Origin of the sequence: Mesorhizobium sp. WSM3864, from assembly GCF_002294955.1 — a bacterium.
Classification (GTDB): Bacteria; Pseudomonadota; Alphaproteobacteria; order Rhizobiales; family Rhizobiaceae; genus Mesorhizobium.
The window spans coordinates 13,956-30,192 of the sequence record NZ_NSGD01000031.1 but is presented as its reverse complement, the minus strand read 5'-3'; the positions used below and the strand labels follow the sequence as shown (position 1 = coordinate 30,192).

At 63.6% G+C, this 16,237-nt stretch carries 20 protein-coding genes and 1 pseudogene; 10 read left to right on the top strand and 11 right to left on the bottom strand.

Going from position 1 to position 16,237, the window contains the following annotated elements; all coding sequences use genetic code 11:
- From CK215_RS29105 to CK215_RS29090, 4 genes are all read right to left on the bottom strand, one after another.
- On the bottom strand, positions 1 to 210 hold a 210-nt coding region (locus CK215_RS29105; RefSeq protein WP_141245570.1), incomplete at its 3' end, for a hypothetical protein.
- 71 nt (positions 211 to 281) lie between these two features.
- Positions 282 to 761 carry a class I SAM-dependent methyltransferase gene (locus tag CK215_RS29100; protein ID WP_095832972.1) on the bottom strand — a complete coding sequence of 160 codons (480 nt, stop codon included), beginning with the start codon at positions 759 to 761 and terminating at the stop codon, positions 282 to 284.
- A 123-nt stretch (positions 762 to 884) separates the two neighbouring features.
- Entirely contained in the window at positions 885 to 1,145 is a 261-nt protein-coding gene (locus tag CK215_RS29095; RefSeq protein WP_127334995.1) for a hypothetical protein, read from the bottom strand.
- 3 nt (positions 1,146 to 1,148) lie between these two features.
- Positions 1,149 to 1,409: a hypothetical protein gene (locus CK215_RS29090; RefSeq protein WP_095832971.1), complete on the bottom strand. Its 261-nt coding sequence runs from the start codon at positions 1,407 to 1,409 to the stop codon at positions 1,149 to 1,151.
- Positions 1,410 to 1,546: 137 nt separating this feature from the next.
- Between CK215_RS29090 and CK215_RS29085 the strand changes: the two genes are divergently transcribed.
- On the top strand, positions 1,547 to 1,747 hold the full coding sequence (locus CK215_RS29085) for a hypothetical protein (protein WP_095779104.1): 201 nt from the start codon (positions 1,547 to 1,549) through the stop codon (positions 1,745 to 1,747).
- A 14-nt stretch (positions 1,748 to 1,761) separates the two neighbouring features.
- Here the strand turns inward: CK215_RS29085 and CK215_RS29080 are convergent, their stop codons facing one another.
- The gene (locus CK215_RS29080; RefSeq protein WP_095832970.1) at positions 1,762 to 3,201 is read right to left on the bottom strand and encodes an FAD-binding oxidoreductase; all 1,440 of its coding nucleotides are present in this window, start codon (positions 3,199 to 3,201) and stop codon (positions 1,762 to 1,764) included.
- Positions 3,202 to 3,342: 141 nt separating this feature from the next.
- Between CK215_RS29080 and CK215_RS31080 the strand changes: the two genes are divergently transcribed.
- On the top strand, positions 3,343 to 3,750 hold the full coding sequence (locus tag CK215_RS31080; RefSeq protein WP_141245569.1) for a hypothetical protein: 408 nt from the start codon (positions 3,343 to 3,345) through the stop codon (positions 3,748 to 3,750).
- Between the two features lie 105 nt (positions 3,751 to 3,855).
- On the opposite strand, the gene CK215_RS29070 is transcribed toward CK215_RS31080, so the two are convergent.
- Positions 3,856 to 4,788: a dimethylarginine dimethylaminohydrolase family protein gene (locus CK215_RS29070; protein WP_095832968.1), complete on the bottom strand. Its 933-nt coding sequence runs from the start codon at positions 4,786 to 4,788 to the stop codon at positions 3,856 to 3,858.
- Between the two features lie 31 nt (positions 4,789 to 4,819).
- Positions 4,820 to 6,406, bottom strand: a complete 1,587-nt coding sequence (locus CK215_RS29065) for an amidohydrolase (RefSeq protein WP_170950429.1) — start codon at positions 6,404 to 6,406, stop codon at positions 4,820 to 4,822.
- An 82-nt stretch (positions 6,407 to 6,488) separates the two neighbouring features.
- On the opposite strand from CK215_RS29065, the gene CK215_RS29060 reads away from it, so the two are divergent.
- The 5 genes from CK215_RS29060 to CK215_RS29040 all read left to right on the top strand — a co-directional run bounded on the left by CK215_RS29060 (position 6,489) and on the right by CK215_RS29040 (position 11,721).
- Complete coding sequence (locus CK215_RS29060; protein ID WP_095832967.1) at positions 6,489 to 7,385, top strand: LysR substrate-binding domain-containing protein; 897 nt, start codon at positions 6,489 to 6,491, stop codon at positions 7,383 to 7,385.
- A 392-nt stretch (positions 7,386 to 7,777) separates the two neighbouring features.
- A complete protein-coding gene (locus CK215_RS29055; protein ID WP_095801538.1) occupies positions 7,778 to 8,872 on the top strand; it encodes an ABC transporter ATP-binding protein in 1,095 nt (364 codons plus the stop codon).
- A gap of 68 nt (positions 8,873 to 8,940) precedes the next feature.
- Entirely contained in the window at positions 8,941 to 10,053 is a 1,113-nt protein-coding gene (locus CK215_RS29050; protein ID WP_095832966.1) for an ABC transporter substrate-binding protein, read from the top strand.
- 23 nt (positions 10,054 to 10,076) lie between these two features.
- The gene (locus CK215_RS29045; protein ID WP_066999251.1) at positions 10,077 to 10,910 is read left to right on the top strand and encodes an ABC transporter permease; all 834 of its coding nucleotides are present in this window, start codon (positions 10,077 to 10,079) and stop codon (positions 10,908 to 10,910) included.
- A 4-nt stretch (positions 10,911 to 10,914) separates the two neighbouring features.
- Positions 10,915 to 11,721 (top strand): ABC transporter permease, encoded by an 807-nt coding sequence (locus CK215_RS29040; RefSeq protein WP_095832965.1) that lies wholly within the window; start codon positions 10,915 to 10,917, stop codon positions 11,719 to 11,721.
- Positions 11,722 to 11,968: 247 nt separating this feature from the next.
- Here CK215_RS29040 and CK215_RS31075 read toward each other — a convergent pair whose 3' ends face one another.
- Positions 11,969 to 12,160, bottom strand: a complete 192-nt coding sequence (locus tag CK215_RS31075) for a hypothetical protein (RefSeq protein ID WP_095784323.1) — start codon at positions 12,158 to 12,160, stop codon at positions 11,969 to 11,971.
- A gap of 73 nt (positions 12,161 to 12,233) precedes the next feature.
- Positions 12,234 to 12,593 carry a metalloregulator ArsR/SmtB family transcription factor gene (locus CK215_RS29035; protein WP_066999308.1) on the bottom strand — a complete coding sequence of 120 codons (360 nt, stop codon included), beginning with the start codon at positions 12,591 to 12,593 and terminating at the stop codon, positions 12,234 to 12,236.
- A gap of 425 nt (positions 12,594 to 13,018) precedes the next feature.
- On the opposite strand from CK215_RS29035, the gene CK215_RS29030 reads away from it, so the two are divergent.
- From CK215_RS29030 to CK215_RS29020, 3 genes are all read left to right on the top strand, one after another.
- The gene (locus tag CK215_RS29030) at positions 13,019 to 13,237 is read left to right on the top strand and encodes a hypothetical protein (protein WP_245299680.1); all 219 of its coding nucleotides are present in this window, start codon (positions 13,019 to 13,021) and stop codon (positions 13,235 to 13,237) included.
- Between the two features lie 115 nt (positions 13,238 to 13,352).
- The gene (locus tag CK215_RS29025; RefSeq protein WP_059186167.1) at positions 13,353 to 13,598 is read left to right on the top strand and encodes a DUF982 domain-containing protein; all 246 of its coding nucleotides are present in this window, start codon (positions 13,353 to 13,355) and stop codon (positions 13,596 to 13,598) included.
- 474 nt (positions 13,599 to 14,072) lie between these two features.
- Positions 14,073 to 14,315 carry a DUF982 domain-containing protein gene (locus tag CK215_RS29020; protein ID WP_066999301.1) on the top strand — a complete coding sequence of 81 codons (243 nt, stop codon included), beginning with the start codon at positions 14,073 to 14,075 and terminating at the stop codon, positions 14,313 to 14,315.
- Between the two features lie 445 nt (positions 14,316 to 14,760).
- Here the strand turns inward: CK215_RS29020 and CK215_RS29015 are convergent, their stop codons facing one another.
- The gene (locus tag CK215_RS29015) at positions 14,761 to 15,726 is read right to left on the bottom strand and encodes a glycosyltransferase (RefSeq protein WP_095832964.1); all 966 of its coding nucleotides are present in this window, start codon (positions 15,724 to 15,726) and stop codon (positions 14,761 to 14,763) included.
- A 95-nt stretch (positions 15,727 to 15,821) separates the two neighbouring features.
- Positions 15,822 to 16,073 (bottom strand): annotated as a pseudogene (locus CK215_RS32455) (DapH/DapD/GlmU-related protein); the annotation flags it as partial.
- Between the last annotated feature and the right edge of the window lie 164 nt (positions 16,074 to 16,237).

Sequence of the window (16,237 nt, the reverse complement as noted above, 5' to 3'; positions counted from 1 at the left end):
CCTCGCCTTCTGCAGCACCCAGATATAACCCTTGGGCGGATGGTCCTGGTCGATAAACTGGGTCTTGACCTCAGTGTCCTTGCGGCCGCAGCGCTTGCAGCGGAAGCGGATGGTTTCGAGCGGCTTGTTCCAGCCGACCACCTTGGCCACGTCGTTCGCCTTGAAGCGGCCGGCGTGGTAGCAGTGGCGGCATTCGACTATCAGCAGCATGTTGGCCTTGGCCGCCCGGCCGACGAAGCCGCGGAAACGGATGGCGGATGTGAAGTGAGCTGTGGTGGCGGCTAGTTCACGCGCCAGAGGAAATAAGGCCAGTCCGGCGTGTCGAAGGGCAAGGGGGTCCAGCGCGGCGACTGCATCGCCCGGTCGCTGACCACCAGGCCACCCGGTGCCATCAACGCATCGATCAACGCCGCCAGCCAGCCGGCCTGGGCGGTGTCGCGGGCGCGGTCCTCACTGCCGAAATCGGCATGGACCAAGGCTGCGGGCGCGCAGCCGGACAAGGCGGACAGCGTTTCGCGGAACTCGCCCAGCACAAGGTCGGCGCCGGCCGGCGTCGCATCAGCCGGGGCGTGCAGGTCGCGGTCGAAGGCGATGATCCGACGGTCCGGGAACAGCTTGCGCAGATGGCTGTAGGTGCGGCCCTTGCCCAGGCCGATCTCCAGCACCGGGCCGGGCAAGCCCCGGGTCTCCTCCGCCGCCCGCTCCAGCGCCCGGCGCTGGGTGGTGAGGCGGGCGATCATGCGGTCGAGGCGGCTGTCCATGGGCGCTCCGGGCAGGCTCGATGGTGTCGAGGGCCGCCACTGTAGCTTCGGCCAGGGACACCGTCGATCCCGAACGCGGCAAAACCAGGTCTCAGAAATAGCTCGCGTGTTGAGTGACAGCTGCTATCCCCTCGCCTTCTGCAGCACCCAGATATAACCCTTGGGCGGGTGATCCTGGTCGATGAACTGGGTCTTGACCTCAGTGTCCTTGCGGCCGCAGCGCTTGCAGCGGAAGCGGATGGTTTCGAGCGGCTTGTTCCAGCCGACCACCTTGGCCACGTCGTTCGCCTTGAAGCGGCCGGCGTGGTAGCAGTGGCGGCATTCGACTATCAGCAGCATGTTGGCCTTGGCCGCCCGGCCGACGCTGTCCATTGGTCCGGCCATTTCTCATGTCCGGTCTGAATAATCCTCGGGCAGAGGCAGCAGGCCGAGCCAGGCGGCGCGGAAATCGAGGTCCCTACCCGCCACCGCGCCCATAAGCTCATGCAGCCTCTCCACCAACCCGTTGAGCCGCCAGTACATTTCGCCATTGGTCTTGAGATTGAGCTGCGCCGCCAGCACGGTCTGGCGCAGTTCCAACGCATCGCGAATGATCGCCTCCGCGTCCGACCGGAACAATTTGTCATAGCGGCTTTTCCGTCTGCCCAACGCGGCTCTCCATGATCCTGAGCAACCGCCCCATCTCCTGACAAAATAGGAACCCGTTCCTCGCTGAGTCAATTCGTCGTTGACAATTTTGTTCTCTTTTTGTTCACATGCTAGTGGAAACCTGCGGAGCACCCGAGATGGATCACATCGTCAGGCTCGACAGCCGCGAGGAAGCGGCGCTTCAGGCAATCGCCGAGCGGTTCATCGCCCGGCACAAGGGCGACCCGGTGAAGGCGCTGAAGGAGATGATCGTGTTCAACGGCCATCTCCAGCAACGGCTCGACGCGCTCCAGGCTTCAAGGCTTCGTCAACGAGACGCGTCGGGACGGCGCGGCTGAGGCATGCTGCCCCGTCAGGCGGCCCGCAGTCCTTCCTTCGGACGCAGGTTCTGGTTCATGCGGAACAGGTTCTGCGGATCGTAGCGCTGCTTGATCTCGAGCAACCGGCGATAATTGCCGCCATAGGCCGCTTCGACACGGTCGATCTCATCCTCCGGCATGAAGTTCACATAGGCCGTTCCGGCAGCATGAGGCTTTGATGCTTCATAGATGTCTCGAGCCCATTCGATGCAGGCCTTGTCCATGGCCGGTTCGCGCCAGCGGGCGTGAACGTTCATGACGAAATGCGAGCTCCGCTGCGGAAACGCCGTCGCATCCGCCGGGACGCGGCCAGCGACGCCGCCGACATGGCCGAAGAATATCTCGCATTCGGGACCCGGAAGCCTGGATATCGCGGTCGTGGTGATCTCGATCGCGCTGTCGGAAAGCTCGGTGAAGTCATGGCTCTTCCAATAATTGCGGGCGCCAGGCGCGAGCAGCGGATCGAAGGCCTGCTGCCAGCCCGTGAACGGGTTGGGACCGACGACGTCGGCGATCGGCGTGCCGATGGCGCGGAGCTTTCGCGTCGCCTTTTCGCCAGCCTCGATATCGCCGCAATAGCACATGGCCAGCACCAGCACTTCCTTGCCGTGCCATTCGGCCGGCAGGAAGGGCAGCGGCGGCGCCTGCCGCATGACCACCCAGCAGGTCAGTTCGTCGGGGGCGGTTTCGAGCGCGGCGCGGTATTCCCGAAGCACCTTCCCGGCATCGGCGAAGGGATGGCCGACAAGGCCCGACAGCACTTGCGGCCCGAACTGGTGAAGCTTGAACTCGAACCCCGTGACGACGCCGAAATTGCCGCCGCCGCCGCGCAGCGCCCAGAACAGGTCCGCGTTCTCGGTCTCGCTGGCGCGCAGCAGCTTGCCGTGCGCGGTTACCACGTCGGCGGAAACGAGATTGTCGATGGTCAGCCCGTATTTGCGGGTGATCCAGCCGAAGCCGCCGCCCAGCGTTAGGCCGGCGATCCCGGTGGTCGAGTTGATGCCGGTCGGCAGCGCCAGCCCGAAGGCCTGTGTTTCCCGGTCGACATCGACAAGCGTGGCGCCGGGTCCGACCCAGGCGCGCCGCGCCGCGACATCGACCCGCACAGACTTCATCATGGAGAGATCGATGACGAGGCCGCCCTCGCAGATGGCACTGCCGGCAATGTTGTGACCGCCGCCGCGCACGGAGACGAGAAGTCCGTTCTCACGGGCGAAATTCACCGCGGCAACGACATCGGAGGCGCCGACGCAGCACGCGATCAGCCCGGGCCGCCGGTCGATCATGTCATTCCAGATGCTGCGCGCGCTGTCGTAGCCGGCGTCACCCTCCCGCAGCACCGTGCCGCGTATTTGCGTCGAAAGCGTTTCCAGGGCGGCGGCATCGACTGTGGTCTTGCCGCCCTCAAGGGCAGTGAAGCTCATGGCATTCATGAATTCCTCCCGTTCTTGTTGATGAGCCCCCTCCGCCCGAATTTTAGTGTGCGCTCATGTTAAGCATCCCGCAAGTTATCGCGGGCAGCGAGCCGGCCGTGCGGGCCTTTCAACAAACGATTGGCAAGAACGGCACGCGCCTTGCCTGCAATCTTGACGGGCAGAAATAACAGGCTTTCAATCAAGAGAGATTATCGCTGCGGATATGGGGGAACGCCGCATGAAACGCATGCTGTTTGCCTGTTCGATATCGCCTGTTCTGCTATTGTCAGCGAACCGGGCGTTTGCGTTCAATTTCGGCTTCGTCAGAGTGCCGGACTGGATGGATCCTTATATCGGCATGCTCGTTGCCGTCACCTTCTTGTTTTGGCTCGGACTGGCGGCGACAAAGCCGAGCGGCGTGCCGTTCAAGCAGGTGCGGTATGTCGAGATTTCGCCATAGCGAATTTCTTCTACCTCGGCATGGCCTTCTTCTTCACCATCATGATGATTATGCTGTTCGCCGGCATGGGCCTGCGGCGATACGCTGAGTGGACCGGCGCAGCGTAGAGCGGGAGCGAAACGGGACAGATCGACGCTCTTTCGCGCCCCCTTCTGTCCTGCTGGAGATCTCCCCCTCAAGGGCAGGAGATTGGCAGCTTCGGCGCCGTGCTCCTATGCCTTCACCCGCTTCAGCGCCTGCGCCATGCAGTGAATGCCGCCGCCGGTCTTGGAGATCTCGCTCATGTCGACGGCCGCCACCTCGAAGCCGCGTGCCTTCAGCTTTTCAATCAGCGTCTTGCTCGAGGTCGGGGCGATCACCCTGTCCTTGCCGAGCGACATGAAGTTGCAGCCGAGCGCCATCGTGTCCTGGAAGGGCACGTCAATGATCTCGTGGCCCTTGCCCTTCAGCCAGTCGACGATGCCGGGTTCGGTGCAGGCAAGGCAGACGGCCGTGAGCTTTTCGGCGATCGGCACCACCATCAGGTCTATGTGGACGTAGTATTCGTCGATGAAGGCGATGCGCGTCTCCCAGCCTTCCTTGTCGAACCAGGCCTGCACCTGGCGCGCGCCCTCCTCCTGCGTGCGGGCGCCGCCGCAGCCGATCAGCACCACGCCTTCCTCGATGACGTTGAAGTCGCCGCCCTCGAAGGTGCCGGCGGTCACCATGTCGTAGATCGGGATGCCGAGCTTCTCATAGGTGCGGATGGCGGCGTAGTTCTCGCCGCGCCGCCACCAGTTGGCCATGGCGGTTATGAACGCGCCGTAGGGCGTCATGACGCTGGAGTCGCGCGAATAGACCTGCATCGGCAGTTCCGGCGTCGGCTCGTGCCAGTGGATGGTGACGCCGAAATGCTCGTAAGCGGCGACGAGGTCCTTGTGCTGCGCCTGGGCGATCTGGATGTTGCAGGGCGCCTCGCGCAGATGCTTTCTGGACAGCGAACTGGTCGAAAGATGGCGAAGGAAATTGGGCGAGCCGAGCAGCACGTCGGTCAGAACGTCGGTCTCGTTGGCGAAGCCCCAGGCAGCGAGCGGCTTGGTGCCACCATTGGGATTGCGGCGCTGCAGCGAGAACGGCTCAGCGACGATGCGGTCATGGACGGTCATGGTGTTCTCCTCGGGGTCGGTCTGCTTGAGATCATTGGCTGCTCGGTATCCACCAGTCGCGCCCGCGCCCGGTGGTGACATATTCCGGCCAGCGGAAGTTTATCGGCGGCTCGTAGTCACAAAGCGGCGCGATCCAGTTCGAGCCGCCGGCGCCGCCGCCGGTTCGCTTGACGAATTCGTCCATGGCCGCATCGCGCGCTGCCTTGTCTTCCAGCAGGCGAAGCGCGGTGAGCGCGACGGTCTTGGAGGCGCAGGTCACCATCGGGTCGATGGTGGCCGGAATGCCGCCCAACGCATTCATCACCCAAGCGGGATAGGCGTGGCCGTTGGCCGAACGCAGCGCCGGGCGGGCGACGTAGAAGCGCGATGTCGGCGCGTGCCAGCTCATGTCGGTATAGTCGTCCGAGGTCGAGTTCACCTGCGAGGGCGGCAGGTCGCGCCGCAGGACCGCCTCGGCCTCCAGCGGCGTGATAAGGCGCTCCAGCTCGTCGATGAACGGATTCTCGGTCGCCTCGCCGCCAGCATTGACCTGGACCTCGCGGGCGATCGCCCTCGCCTCTTCGTTCCACTGGGGCGGACCGACGGTCGAGAGCGCTTCATAGGTGATGCCGGCCATGGCGTGGTTGGCCAGTCCCGGGCGCGACTTCGACACCCAGTGGCGTTCGTAGCGGCAGCCGCTCATCTTCGCCGCCGCTTCCGCGTTTCGGTCGAGCACGGCGGTCACCTGCTCGGCCATGGCGATGGTCGGCACGCGGATCATGTACTGGATCTCGGCAAGGCCGGCCGGCAGATTGTCGGCGGTCGCCTGGCCCGCGGTCAGGATCGCCTCGCTAATCGACCAGCCACCCTGGTGCGTCAGCATGGAATCGCGCAGCGTCTTGGAAGCCATGTACATCATCATCAGCGCGTCGTTGGCACCTGGCGCCCTGACCGCCGAATGCGCCTGCGGGATCGGGGCGCCGTCGCTTGCGCGGCCCCAGTTCTGAGGCTCGTCGCAAATGAAGCGGTAGATCATCGCATAGGCTGCACCGCAATGCGTGTCCCAGCGCGCGGTGTTGCAGAGCGGCAGCATGTAGAAGGGATGAAAGGAGATCATGCCCGCAAGGCCGTCATAATAGCCCTTGGCGGCATGGATCGGCTTCGAGCCCCTCACCTTCTCTGCCGGCTCGCCAGTGAAGCGCAGCGTGCCTTGAATGCCATGCTGCTGCATCGCGGCCTTGGCGGCGAGCAGCCCGCCGAGGCTGCCAATGCCGAGGCCCGAGTGCGGATCGGTATGGCCACCCGCCTCGACGCTGAGCCCCGCCCGCGGTTGCTTGACCGTCGCGGCATCCTGGCAGTTGCCGGGCACGGCGTCGTATTCGGCATACATGCCGATCGTCGGTCCTTCGCCATTCGTCCAATGCGCGCAGAAGGCGGTCGGCATGCCGCCCGAGCCCTCTTCCACCGAAAAGCCCTCACGCTTCAGCCGGTCGACATACCAGGCTGCGGACTGGTACTCGCGCCAGGCGGTCTCGCCGAGGTCGAAGATGGTGCGCGTCCAGGCCGACAAGAGCGGCTGGATGCCGTCGATGCAGGCCAGTGCCGTTTCCTGCGCTGATGTCGTCACCGGTTTCTCCATGCCGCAAAGAAAGCAGTGAAGCGGCTCTTCAAAAAGTGATATGTTTTCCCGGCTCGTGCAAATTCGGTTCACCTGAGGCCTCTTGCGCATACCTTCCACGCAGGCGCTTCGCGCCCTCGACAGTTTTGCTCGTCACGGCAGCGTCTGGCGCGCGGCCGATGAACTCCACCTCACCCGCAGCGCCGTCTCGCATCAGCTGAGGCTGCTCGAACGCGACCTCGGCTTCGATCTCTTGCAGCGCATCGGCAAGGGCGTGGCGCTGACGCCGCGCGGCCAGCGCTATGCCGCCGATGTCAGGAAGGCGCTGACCGTGCTCGGCGACGCGGGGACACAGAACAGCGGCGCCGGCGTCGGCGGCTCCTTCGGCATCTCCTGTCCGCCGGGCTTCGCCTCGATGTTCCTGTGCACCCATATCGGCGAGTTCCAGCAGATGTATCCGGACGTCGCGCTCTCGGTGCTGACGCCGCGGCGGCTCGACGACGTCAGCAATCCGGAGGCGGACGCCTTCATCGCCTTCGGCGTCGGCAACTGGCCGAACCGCGCGGTGGAGCTGCTTTGCGAGGTTTGCTTCACCCCGCTCTGCAGCCCGACGTTGCTCAACAAGGTGGGCGGCTTTTCCAAGCCCGCCGACGTGCTGCGCGCCAACCTGCTGCATCTCAGCGATACCGAGGACTGGGCGCGCTGGCTGGCGCTGTCCAAGGTGGAGAATCCCGACACCGAAGGCGGCATCTTCTTTTCCGACATGAACCTCGTGTTCTCGGCGGCAATCGCCGGCCAGGGCATCGCCATGGGAGACGAGCTGACCGGCCGCCGGGCGCTGAGCGAGGGCAGGCTGGTCAAGCCGTTCGAAGCGACGGTGCCCTCGCCGCGCTCCTACTATCTGGTCTTCGAGCATGCCAAGGCGGGCCACCCGGTACTCAATGCCTTCAGCGACTGGCTGCGGGCGAAGCTTTTGGAAAGCAGGCTGGCGAAGTATTGAAGGCGGGGGGACGCCGGCACGTCCTAAGATGTCCGTCGGAGCGCCAAACGTCCGGTCGTCATCCTCGGGATTGACCCGAGGATCCATTGCGTGGCGATCGCGAAAGGCACGCTTGATCAGAATTCTGCACCGTTGCAGCTCCCATAGGTCACGGCATGGCAACCAGGGTCTGCGCGCGTCGCTTCGCTCCTTGCTCCGCCCTGAAATGGCGACGGCATGAACGCTTTCGCCAATCGCGAAGGTTGGCGAGCCCGCCGAACGCCCAAGTTTGGGAGACGCTCCCGCCGCCTGCCCATCCGTGAATCAAATTTGCCGATCAGGCGAAAACTATTCGGTTGCGGTGAACGCGCGCCGTGCATACGATTTGAAACAAGCGTGAGGACGAAGGCAGGATGCAGCAACCCGGCCGGGCCGCAGAGATCAAGGCGAACGGGATAGGCAAGAGCTTCGGCTCGTTCCGGGCGCTGGACAATCTCACGCTCGATATCGGCCGCGGCGAGTTCCTGACGCTGCTTGGGCCATCCGGTTCCGGCAAGACCACCTTCCTGATGATCTTGGCCGGCTTCGTGCAGCCGAGCGAGGGCAGGCTTTTCAGCGACGGCACCGACATTACCGACCGGCCGGCCGAACAGCGCGCCGCCGGCATGGTATTCCAGGGCTATGCTTTGTTCCCGCATATGAGCGTGGAACAGAACATCGCCTTTCCGCTCAAGGTGCGCAAGAAATCGGCCTCCGAGATCAAAAGCCGTGTCGGCGAGATGATCGAGCGCGTCGGTCTCAAAGGCCACGAGAAGAAATTGCCGGCGCAGCTTTCCGGCGGCCAGCAGCAACGCGTGGCGCTCGCCCGCGCCCTGGTGTTCGAGCCGGGCGTGCTGCTTCTCGACGAGCCGTTCTCGGCGCTGGACAAGAGCCTGCGCGGCCAGATGCAGGCCGAGATGAAGCGGCTGCACCAGGAGACCGGCACCACCTTTGTCTTCGTCACTCACGACCAGAGCGAGGCGCTGGCGCTTTCCTCGCGCGTCGCCATCTTCAATCACGGCAAGCTCTTGCAGGTCGGCAGGCCGGACGAGGTCTACGACCGGCCGGCCAGCCGCTTCGTCGCCGAGTTCCTGGGCGAGATCAACATGCTGCCCGTGAAGGGCGTCAAGCCCGCCGATAATGGCGCCACCGGTGTCTGCGAGGACCGGGCGGTCAACATGCGCTGCAAAGCAGAAAAGGTCCGCGGCGACGCTATCCTGGCAATCCGGCCGGAACACATGTCGATCGCGCCGGAGGCAGCGGCCGGCGAAAACGGCATCGCCGCCACTGCTGTCGCTTCGACCTATCTGGGTGCGGCGACCAAGCTCGACCTGACCACGCGCCAGGGTGCGAAGGTCACCGTCTCGGTGCCGAACGAGGTGGCCGCGGCAGCGTTGAGCAAGGGCAATTCCGTCTGGCTGACCTGGCCGGCGGAAAAGGGCTTCCTCCTGCCGGACGGAGGACAATGAGCGCCGAAGCGGCGTGAATTCGCCGCGTCGGTTTCCGGATCAGATCAATTAAAACAAGGGGAACTGACATGAACGAGACCAAGAAACAGACCATCGACTCCCTCGCAGAGAGGGCAAAACGCGGCGAGATCTCGCGCCGGCAATTCGCGCAGCTTGCAGGCCTCGTGCTCGCCGGCACGCCGATGCTGCTGCGCTCGACCCATGCTCAAGCCGAGACCAAGGGGCTGGTGCTGGTGAATTGGGGCGGCGACGCCATCACCGCTTACGACGCCGCCTACGGCCAGGCCTTCACCAAGGATACCGGCATCCCGGTGAAGATGGACGGCTCGGGCCCGACCGAGGGCGCGATCGCCGCGCAGTTCAAGAGCGGCGCGCCGACCTGGGACCTGGTCGACGTCGATCCGTTCTCGGCCATTACGCTGGGCGGCCAGGGCATGCTCGAGCCGATCGACTACAAGATCGTCGACAAGAGCAAGATGCGGCCGGGCTTCGGCTGGGAATTTGCCGCGTCGACCTACTTCTTCTCCTACGTGATCGCCTACGACTCGCAGAAGTTCGGCTCCAATGCGCCGACCGGCATGGCCGACTTTTTCGACGTGAAGAAATTCCCCGGCAAGCGCTCGCTCTACAAATGGGGCGTGTCGAGCTGGGAAGCCGCCCTGCTCGCCGACGGCGTGGCGCCCGCCTCGCTCTACCCGCTCGACCTCAAGCGCGCGCATGACAAGATCGCCGCCTTCAAGGAAAACGTCGTCTCCTATTGGGGCGGTGGCGCCGAAAGCCAGAGCGTGTTGCTCAACGGCGAGGCTTCGATGGCGATCGTCTGGTCGACGCGCGCCTCGCTGATCGAGCAGGACTCGGGCGGCCAGATCAAGTTCATCTGGGACCAGGGCCTGATCTCGCCCGGCGCGCTCGCGGTTCTGAAAAACAATCCCGGCGGCAAGGAAGCTGCGATGAAGTTCATCGCCAGCACGCAGGATCCGCAGAAGGAACTGGTGATGTTCCACAAACTCGGCCAGGGTCCGGCCAACCCGGCCGCCGACGCGCTGATCCCGGCCGACAAGAAGCGCATCAACCCGGTCGATCCGGAAAACATGAAGAAGCAGATCCCGCTCGACATGGAGTGGTACGCCAAGAACTACGGTGCGGCGCTCGACGAATACACCAAGATCATCTCGGCTTGAGCGGGCGGAGATGCTGAACTGACATGAGGGGCACCCTCTCCGACAGGACGGGCGCGGCGCTGTTGATGGCGCCGCTGCTCCTGTTCCTGGTCCTTGCTTATGCCTGGCCTTTCCTCGGCGTGGTGAAGTGGAGCTTCACCTTGCCGACGCCGGGACTCGGCCAATATGGCGCGCTGGTCAGCGACCCGCTGGTGCAGTCGGTATTCGTCCGCACGTTGCGCATCGCGGCGATCGTCACCATCGTTTCCGTCACCGCCGCCTATGCGATCACGGTCGTCTGGGTGCGCGGCAGCCCGGTGCAGCGCGTGCTTGCGGAATTCTGCATCCTGGTGCCGTTCTGGATCTCGGTGCTGACGCGCGCCTTCGGCTGGGTGGCGCTGTTGTCCAACCGCGGCCTCGTCAACACCTGGCTGCAATCGATCGGCTTCATTTCCGAGCCGCTGACGCTCGTGCGCAACGAGTTCGGCGTCATCGTCGGCATGTCGCATTTCCTCATCCCCTTTGCGGTATTTCCGCTGGCTTCGGCCATGCGCAGCCTCGACGAGCGCGTGCTGCTCGCGGCACGCGGGCTTGGCTCAAGCCGCATGCGCACCTTCTGGACGGTGTTCGTGCCGATGACGCGCTCGGGCATCATCGGCTCGGCGATGATCACCTTCGTCTTCTCTCTGGGCTTCTTCGTCACGCCGGCGATCCTCGGCGGCGGCCGCAGCGTGATGATCGCCGAACTCATCTATCTCCGCATTTTCCAGAGTCCGGACTGGGGACTGGGCGCGGCAATCAGCGTCGTGCTGGTGGTCTTCGTCGGCGCGCTGATGGCGCTTTTGTTCCGCTACGTCAAACCAAAGCAATTGGTGTAGGGCGATGCCGACCTACCGCCCCGGTCCCGTCTCGCTCATCCTCGCCGTCCTGGTGGCGCTATTTCTGCTTATGCCGTTGCTCGCCGTCATCCCGGTGTCACTGACGCCGAGCCGCATGTTGACCATGCCGACCGGCGAACTGTCGCTGCGCCACTACCGTTCGCTGATCGAGGATCCGCGCTGGCTGGAGTCCATCCTGCTCTCGATCCGCATCGGTGTGGTCAGCAGCGCGCTTTCCACGGTGCTCGCGCTCACCTTCAGCCTCGGCGTGTGGATGTTCCAGCCGCGCTTCACTGCCGTCCTGGTCGGCTTCGTGCTTTTGCCGATGGTGGTGCCGCCGGTGGTCTCGGCGGTGACGCTCTATTTCCTGCTCACCTCGGTCTCCGGCATCTCGTCCTTCTTCGGTTACGACACCTGGCTGGGTGTCGCGATGGCGCATTCGGTGATGACGGTGCCCTTCGCCACCGTTCTGATCCTGGTCTCGCTCAGCCAGCTCGATCGGCGCATCGACCTCGCCGCACGAGGCTTGGGTGCCAGCGTGTGGGAGCGCGCGACGCGCATCATCATGCCCAACATCAAGTTCGGCATCGTCACCGCGGCGCTCCTCTCCTTCGTGCTCTCTTGGGAAGAGATCGGCGTGACGCTGTTCATCACCTCGGTGAACGCCATCACGCTGCCGCGCCTGATGTGGATGGGCCTGCGCGACAACATCGATCCGGCGATCGCAGCCCTTTCGGTGATCCTGATCATTATCACCGTGCTGGTGCTCGCCGTGCGCAGCGTGATTGCGCGCCGGCGAGCCGCACCGTAAATCCGCGGCTTTGTCCCAAAACGAAAGAGGCCCGCCGGGAGCGGCGAGCCTCTGACGGTGCCAAAGTGTCTGGCCCGTGGTGATCCGGGGGTGTGGATCGCGTAAAAGTCTAGCCACCCGAAGTCCGGCGCGCGATTTACAAATCCGTAAACCTCGGCGTGCCGGGAGCAGGCGGCGGCGGCAGAAAAGTGCTATAATATCATCGGCTTGTGAGCATCCGCGACCGCGCCGGCGCATCATCCTTCAATCAAAAGTGATGGGAGGACTGCGAGAAGTCGGGCCGGATCGGCGACGACGGCGGCCAGCCCGTGACGACATGACGAAATCCGGCCGCTACCGGTTTCTCCGGCAGCAGCATTCTGGCCAGGATCGCGTCCCGGCGAATGAAGTGATGATAAAGTGCGGCCAGGGCAGGTATGCCCGGCCGGCGCATTGCCATCCTGTTGCATCGCGCCTTCAGAGGGCGCGCCGTGCAGGCGAAGGCTGCTCGCCCTCGCCTGCGTCGGAGCCGTTCAGGCGGCCTGCGGCGGCCGCATTCTTTCGACAAGAGCCTGCCGGGCCGGGCCGGCGAGCGGCCTGTCCATGGTCAGCAGCCCGTCGAGCAGAACGAGGAGCTCACGCGCTGCGGACGACTTGCAGGAATAATAGACCATCTGGCGGTCGCGGCGGGTGTCGACCAGGCCAAACCTGCGCAGTTTGGCCAGATGCTGGGAGAGTGCGGACTGGCTGAGTTCGACCTTGTCGGCGAGCGCGCCGACAGACAATTCGCCCTCGGCCAGGTAGTTCATGATGAGCAAACGCTTCTCGTTGCCCATCACCGCAAGAAAGGCTGCCGCGCTTTCTGCGTTGGCGGTAAGTTTCTTGGTCACCATCGGTTTCCCCATGTTCATGCTCTTCCGAGGCCACGGGGGCAATGGCTTCGGAATTCCAGAGCATTTGATGGGCCTGCTCCGACACGCAGTCGGAACCTGCCCTGCTTCTTTGTTCGACCAAAACCCTCCGTAACCCGGTTGCCACCACGTCGGGATCTTGGTCTCGGACAGCCTGCGCCGCGTTGTTGCGCGACGCAAGTTGGCGCAGACTCGGAATAATTCCGCGCTGCTAATGAGTATCAGCGCTTCGTCCTTTCAGCAAGATAGCGAAGCTGGCCCCATCTCCGGGATGCCGTCGGGCAGGACAACGAGACGAAAGCCTGACCGGCAGGGCGCCGCGAAAGACGCACGTTGTCGCCGTTTCCTTGAGGACTCACCCTCGTTTCCGAACCCGTGCTAATGTTTAGCCGGGGAGCAAGGGGGACATGAGCTGGAGGAAGAAGCCCGTGTCCAACATGTCGCGAAACACATTCACGCCCGCCGAGACGGCGCTGTTGGGGCGTGTCTTCGAGAGCGGCCGCATCGATGGAGAAACCGAAGAGCAGAAGGAGGCGCGCGCCTCCCGCATCATCGCCAATTACATGGCCGGCATCACCGATGAGACGGAACTCATCGAACTGTCCCGCAAGCCGCTCGGAAGATAGGCGGCAGCCACGCCCGTTACCGGCGCGCTGCTCACATCCTGTTGAAATATCGGGATGAAACTTGCCGCGCGGTGGCGCGTTTATTATCCGCTCACAACGCATCAGGGGTTTCGCGATGATCCAGGGATGGTTTTCCAGGCCGGTCGAAGTCGCCGTCGGCGTGGCAGGCTCGATCCGACACATCTCCAACGCCCAGCAGGCTGTGGAACTGCTGACGGGCCAATGGCGCGACGCCGGCAGCGCGCAGCATGGCGCGGCGCTGCGCGCCTGCCGCCGGGCTATGAGCGGCGACGTTCCGGCCGACAATGCCAGGGAAGCCTTCATCAGCGCTGCCCGCGAAGCGCATGTGCTGGTCGAATAGTCCCAAGGCGGCATCCTGTCTTCTGTAGAAGAGCGACCGATGCGCGAATTGACCGGACGCTTCCGCGCCGGCCGAAACCGCTGCTTGCTGTCCGGTTCGGTGTAAAACTGGCTGCGCCCAACCTCCCAATAGAGCCCGAAAGCGGTCCCCATCAGCGTGGCGACGGTAATGGTGGGTGCGGGCGCGGCAATCACCATAGAAGGCTTCCCGCGTTCATCCGCCTGTCGGCTCCGATCTCGCCGCGGGCGACAGCGGGGCCGGCGGTCACATGTTTTTTGCGCGGCGCGCCGGCGCAATGAATCCGCTGCGTGAGCCAACTCCGGCCGCCCATCGCTGATCTCTAAAATTCTCCGGAACATTATCGGCAGTTTTTGGTTAATGCGCGGGTCCGCCGATCATCCCGGGCCCGCATCCCAACAGGCGCCTGCCGACGCCGTTGCTTATCAAAAGACCAACATACGAACGGAGCATGTAATGAACGACGTCTGGTTTTCCGAGCCGGTCGTGATCGATTTCGAACCAAGCGGACATCGCAAGGTCTCAAGCTGCTTCGAGGCAGTCGAGTGCCTCGACCTGCGCTGGCCAAGGCGGGCGCGCGACCGCGCCTGGCGGTCGGCAAGCCGCGTCTGCCGCGACGCGCTCGACGGCTTGAGAAGTCCTACCGAAGCCCGCAAAACACTGCGCAAGGCAGCGAAGGCCGCCGGCCTGCTGGCCTGAAGCGTGTCGCGATCCCGTGCGGAAAAATCCGCCACCCGGATCGTGTCGAATTACCGCCAAGGACTTGCTCCCGGCAGCCCGTAAGCCAGAAAATTCGGAACATTGCAGCCGCCGACCTGTTACTTCCCCGTAGTCTCCTGACTACAGGGTTCCAGACCCAAGCCGAGCCCGTTCCGGCTTCCCATCGCCGGGGCGGGCTTGATTTTGTGCGGTATCGGTTGCGGCATCCCGGCGAGTGAGAGCAGCGACCGACGCATACTCTTCAGCACGCCCTTGCGGACATCCTGACGGGGCTACATGAAAACGCCGGCCGCTGGACTTTCGGGGCGCCTGTTGTTCAGGCCCTGCCATTTCAACGAGCCGGCCGCCGGCTCTCAATGCAAAGAGAGAGTCATGGTGAACGGGCGGCTAATATCCACAGGATGCGGCCGATTTGGAAAGAAGATCAGCCAAACCCGCCGAGCACCTCCGGGAATTGTACGGCCATCGCGCCCTCTTCCGCTTGCCTTGCGTAGATCTGGTGCATTTTCGCCGCGTCGTAACGCGCGCGGCGGCGATGCACGTCGTTACCGAAGAGACCGCCGACGGCATCGAAGCGGCGGAGGAAGCGTTTCGTTATCCCGCGCTCGAACGGCAGCCGCTGCCGGAAGGGCTTATTCCAAGGCGTATCCTCTGCCAGATCACGCCAGATCTTGAGGGCTTCAAGCTCGACTCCAATCTGGCTGCCCCAAGGCTTGCCGCCCGCGAAATGCCGTGCATAGGCCTGAGAAAACCGATAATCCCGGGCCCCGTTCGACATCAGATTCCAGTTCGGGTGCATCGTCTGCCATTTGCCCTCGAAGGCGACATTGAGCGCGTTCTGGTCGTTCATTTGTCCGTCAACGGCGAGCTTTCGGGCCTGCTTCAACAGGTCTTCCTCTCGCACCGGCCGCATGTTGAAGACGATAATGCCGGCATTGAAATAGGGCGCGCCCGGTTGCATCGACATCTCGTCTCGGTAACCCGGGCGGAAGTACATGTAGTCGTCGTGGGCCGCTAGCAGGTGCGCGTGGATAGGCTGGTCCACCAGATCGGCAATGTCGCGGTTGAACAGAACGTCGCAGTCGATATGTGCGATGCGATCGTATACCGCGAATTCGCTGAACCGGTCGGCGAACAGGCGGATGAAGGTGGCGACGCTCCCCGGCCGAAAACGGTAGCCCGAGTCAGCCATGAAGTTCGTCACGTCCACGATCCGGACACGGTCTTTCAGCAACCGATACGCAATGCCGACATCGTCCTCATTTGCCCCGAGATGCATGATGAAACCAGGCGTCGTTTTGCGCGAAACGTCGAGAATTCTGCGCGCTGCTAGGCATGCATACGGAAAGTACTTGGCATCTGCCGCCAGAAAAAAACACGAATTGGTCATTTGAACCGTTTGTGGGCCTATTTAGCCCTAGTGCCTGTCACAAAATGCTTCTCGATGAAAGTTTCGATGGGACCAGTGAGGGCGCCCGCCTCTCTTTTTATTTTATCGTCCTCCCACTCCCACCACCGGATTGCCAGCAGCTTCGAGATGACGTCTTGCGAAAAGCGATATCTGATGAGCCGGGCTGGAGACCCGCCTACGATCGCATAGGTCGGCACGGCCCTAGTGACCACCGCCCCGGCGCCTACCACCGCGCCATCGCCGACCTCAACTCCTGGTAAAATTATGGCGCCGTGGCCGATCCAGACGTCGTTGCCGATCGTGATGCCGCCTGGTTTGCCGCCATTTCCGATCGGCTCCGGTTGGTTCAGTATCCGGCTGTGGATTGGAAATGAGGTGGCGCTGCCGGTCGAATGCTGACCGGAGCACATGAAAAGCACGTCACCCGCGATCGAGCAGAAGGCCCCTACTTGCAAAGGTGATTCCTTCGATGGGAACAGAACCTTTCGCC

Coding starts and splice junctions, on each gene's coding strand:
- CK215_RS29055 (WP_095801538.1), top strand. CDS start 7,778: ATGCAGCAACCCGGCCGGGCCGCAGAGATCAAGGCGAACGGGATAGGC.
- CK215_RS29025 (WP_059186167.1), top strand. CDS start 13,353: ATGATCCAGGGATGGTTTTCCAGGCCGGTCGAAGTCGCCGTCGGCGTG.
- CK215_RS29050 (WP_095832966.1), top strand. CDS start 8,941: ATGAACGAGACCAAGAAACAGACCATCGACTCCCTCGCAGAGAGGGCA.
- CK215_RS29020 (WP_066999301.1), top strand. CDS start 14,073: ATGAACGACGTCTGGTTTTCCGAGCCGGTCGTGATCGATTTCGAACCA.
- CK215_RS29065 (WP_170950429.1), bottom strand. CDS start 6,406: ATGGAGAAACCGGTGACGACATCAGCGCAGGAAACGGCACTGGCCTGC.
- CK215_RS29030 (WP_245299680.1), top strand. CDS start 13,019: ATGAGCTGGAGGAAGAAGCCCGTGTCCAACATGTCGCGAAACACATTC.
- CK215_RS29035 (WP_066999308.1), bottom strand. CDS start 12,593: ATGGTGACCAAGAAACTTACCGCCAACGCAGAAAGCGCGGCAGCCTTT.
- CK215_RS29095 (WP_127334995.1), bottom strand. CDS start 1,145: ATGGCCGGACCAATGGACAGCGTCGGCCGGGCGGCCAAGGCCAACATG.
- CK215_RS29045 (WP_066999251.1), top strand. CDS start 10,077: ATGAGGGGCACCCTCTCCGACAGGACGGGCGCGGCGCTGTTGATGGCG.
- CK215_RS31075 (WP_095784323.1), bottom strand. CDS start 12,160: ATGGCAATGCGCCGGCCGGGCATACCTGCCCTGGCCGCACTTTATCAT.
- CK215_RS29040 (WP_095832965.1), top strand. CDS start 10,915: ATGCCGACCTACCGCCCCGGTCCCGTCTCGCTCATCCTCGCCGTCCTG.
- CK215_RS29085 (WP_095779104.1), top strand. CDS start 1,547: ATGGATCACATCGTCAGGCTCGACAGCCGCGAGGAAGCGGCGCTTCAG.
- CK215_RS29015 (WP_095832964.1), bottom strand. CDS start 15,726: ATGACCAATTCGTGTTTTTTTCTGGCGGCAGATGCCAAGTACTTTCCG.
- CK215_RS29070 (WP_095832968.1), bottom strand. CDS start 4,788: ATGACCGTCCATGACCGCATCGTCGCTGAGCCGTTCTCGCTGCAGCGC.
- CK215_RS29080 (WP_095832970.1), bottom strand. CDS start 3,201: ATGAATGCCATGAGCTTCACTGCCCTTGAGGGCGGCAAGACCACAGTC.
- CK215_RS29100 (WP_095832972.1), bottom strand. CDS start 761: ATGGACAGCCGCCTCGACCGCATGATCGCCCGCCTCACCACCCAGCGC.